Annotated in this window: 5 protein-coding genes; all 5 read left to right on the top strand. The window is 72.4% G+C overall.

Annotated features, from left to right (window positions below):
- Window positions 1-690, top strand: a 690-nt coding sequence (locus VGD32_RS03300; RefSeq protein WP_331030477.1) for a histone deacetylase family protein, incomplete at its 5' end; no start/stop codon positions are given.
- A gap of 37 nt (window positions 691-727) precedes the next feature.
- Window positions 728-1,384 carry a histidine phosphatase family protein gene (locus tag VGD32_RS03305; protein WP_331030478.1) on the top strand — a complete coding sequence of 219 codons (657 nt, stop codon included), beginning with the start codon at window positions 728-730 and terminating at the stop codon, window positions 1,382-1,384.
- A 32-nt stretch (window positions 1,385-1,416) separates the two neighbouring features.
- Window positions 1,417-1,665 carry an exodeoxyribonuclease VII small subunit gene (locus VGD32_RS03310; protein ID WP_331030479.1) on the top strand — a complete coding sequence of 83 codons (249 nt, stop codon included), beginning with the start codon at window positions 1,417-1,419 and terminating at the stop codon, window positions 1,663-1,665.
- Window positions 1,665-2,030 carry a tRNA-binding protein gene (locus tag VGD32_RS03315; RefSeq protein WP_331030480.1) on the top strand — a complete coding sequence of 122 codons (366 nt, stop codon included), beginning with the start codon at window positions 1,665-1,667 and terminating at the stop codon, window positions 2,028-2,030. The genes VGD32_RS03310 and VGD32_RS03315 overlap by 1 nt, the downstream gene beginning before the upstream one ends.
- 35 nt (window positions 2,031-2,065) lie before the next feature.
- Window positions 2,066-2,368: polyprenyl synthetase family protein (locus VGD32_RS03320; protein WP_331030481.1), on the top strand; the 303-nt coding region annotated here is incomplete at its 3' end.

Consider the following 2,368-nt stretch of genomic DNA (forward strand, 5'->3'; position numbering starts at 1 on the left):
GACCTGGGCGACACGCCCGTCGGCCGCGAGAGCTGTGACATCGCCTTGCTGGCGACGGGCGCGGTGCTGCGCTGCTGCGACGCGGTGGTGGGCGGCGAGGTGCGGCGCGCCTTCGCCGCCGTGCGCCCGCCCGGCCACCACGCCGAGCCGGACCGGGCGATGGGCTTCTGCCTGTTCTCCAACGTCGCCGTCGCCGCCCGCGTGGCCCAGTCCGAGGGCATGGCCCGCGTCGCCGTGGTCGACTTCGACGTCCACCACGGCAACGGCACCCAGGCCGCCTTCGAGGCCGACGACAGCCTGTTCCTCGGCTCGATCCACCAGTCGCCCCTCTATCCCGGCACCGGCGCGGCGTCCGAGACCGGCGTCGGCAATATCGTCAACGCCCCGGTTCCGCCGCACGCCGCCCGCGAGGCCTGGCGCGCGGCCTTCTCGGGCGCCCTGATGCCCGCGCTCGAATCCTTCCGCCCGGACCTGGTCCTGATCTCCGCCGGCTTCGACGCCCACCGCCGCGATCCGCTCGCCCACCAGAGCCTCGAGGCCGAGGATTTCGCCTGGGCCACCCGCGCCGTCGTCGAGGTCGCGCGATCGTGCTGCGCCGGCAAGGTTGTTTCCTCGCTCGAGGGCGGCTACGACCTCGAAGGGCTCGGCCGCTCGGCGGTCGCCCATGTCCAGGCTTTGGGGGAGGACTAGGGGGCCGGATCGCAACACGCTTTTCCGCCCGTCGCTCATGTCAGCTCCCGCCCGAGACCCCTCCGCAGATCATCCCGCCCCCGCGCCCGTCCCGCGTCCGGCGTCGCTCGTCTCCGTCCGGCCCGGCGCCATCATCCTCGCCCGCCACGGCGAGCCGGCCCTGTCGCGCAAATGCCTGCTGACCTCCGACCAGTACCGCGACTGGTGGGCCCAGTACGAGGTCGGCGGCCTGCGCGCCGGCCAGACCCCGCCGCCCGAACTGCTGGCCACGGCCGAGGGGGCCGGAGCCATCTACGCCTCGACCCGCCCCCGCGCCCAGGAAACCGCCGCCGCCATCGCCGCCGGCCGCGAGGTGATGTCGGACGCCCTGTTCATCGAGGCCCCGCTGCCGCCGCCGCGCTTCCCGAAATGGTTCAAGCTGCCGCCGAAATACTGGGGCGCCGTGGCCCGCGTCTGGTGGCACGCCTTCAACCACCACGAGGGCCAGGAGACCCGCGCCCAGGCCGAGGTTCGCGCCGAGCAGGCGGCCCAGGCCCTGATCGCCCGCGCCGAGTCGGGCCAGGACGTGCTGGTCCTCGCCCACGGCTATTTCAACCATATGGTCGGCAAGCGGCTGAAGGCCGACGGCTGGAAGCTGGTCCACAACCAGGGCTTCAAATACTGGTCCCAGCGCCGCTACGAACGGCGTACTTGAGGCCGGAAGCGCCCCCCTCTAGGGTCGCCGCGATGACCGACGCCACCGCCCTTCCCGCCGATCTCAGCTTCGAGGACGCCCTGCAGCGCCTCGAACAGATCGTCTCCCGTCTCGAGTCCGGCCAGGCCCCGCTCGAGGAGTCCATCGCCCTGTATGAGGAGGGCGCGCGCCTCAAGGCCCATTGCGAGGACCGGCTCAAGGCCGCCCAGCTCCGCGTCGAGAAGATCGTCGTCGGCGCCGATGGCCAGGCGAAGGGCGTCGAACCGGCCGGGTTCGACTGATGTCCGGCCCCGCCCATGAGGGCGTCGCGCCGACCATCACCTTCGACGACTTCCTCAGGGTCGACATCCGCGTCGGGCAGGTCGTCACCGCCGACCCCTTCCCGCAGGCCCGCAAGCCGGCCTACCGACTCGCCATCGACTTCGGGCCCGAAATCGGCGTGAAGAAGTCCTCGGCCCAGATCACCGTCCACTACACACCGGACCAGCTGGTCGGGCGCAAGGTCGCGGCCGTGGTCAACTTCCCGCCGCGCCAGATCGGCCCCTTCATGTCCGAGGTCCTGACCCTCGGCTTCCCCGACGCCGCGGGCGAGGTTGTGCTGGTCGGCGTTGACCGCGACGTCCCCGTGGGCGGGAGGCTGTTCTGACCGTTCTCGCCGCCAATTCGCCGGAGCAGGGCGTCATCGACCGGGTGGCCGAGACCGCCGACCTCGTCACCGTCGCCCTCGATGAGTTGCTGCCGCGCGCCGACGGTCCCGAATCGCGCCTGACCGAAGCCATGCGCTACGCGGCGCTCGGCCCCGGCAAGCGGCTGCGGCCGTTCTTCGCGCTCGAGGCGGCCAATCTGTTCGACATCGAGGAGCGGCCGGTGCTGCGCGCCGCCTGCGCCCTCGAATGCGTCCACGCCTACAGCCTGGTCCACGACGACCTGCCGTGCATGGACGACGACGACGTCCGCCGCGGCCGCCCCACCGTGCACCGCGCC

Origin of the sequence: Brevundimonas sp. (genome assembly GCF_036402095.1) — a bacterium.
Taxonomy (GTDB): Bacteria; Pseudomonadota; Alphaproteobacteria; order Caulobacterales; family Caulobacteraceae; genus Brevundimonas.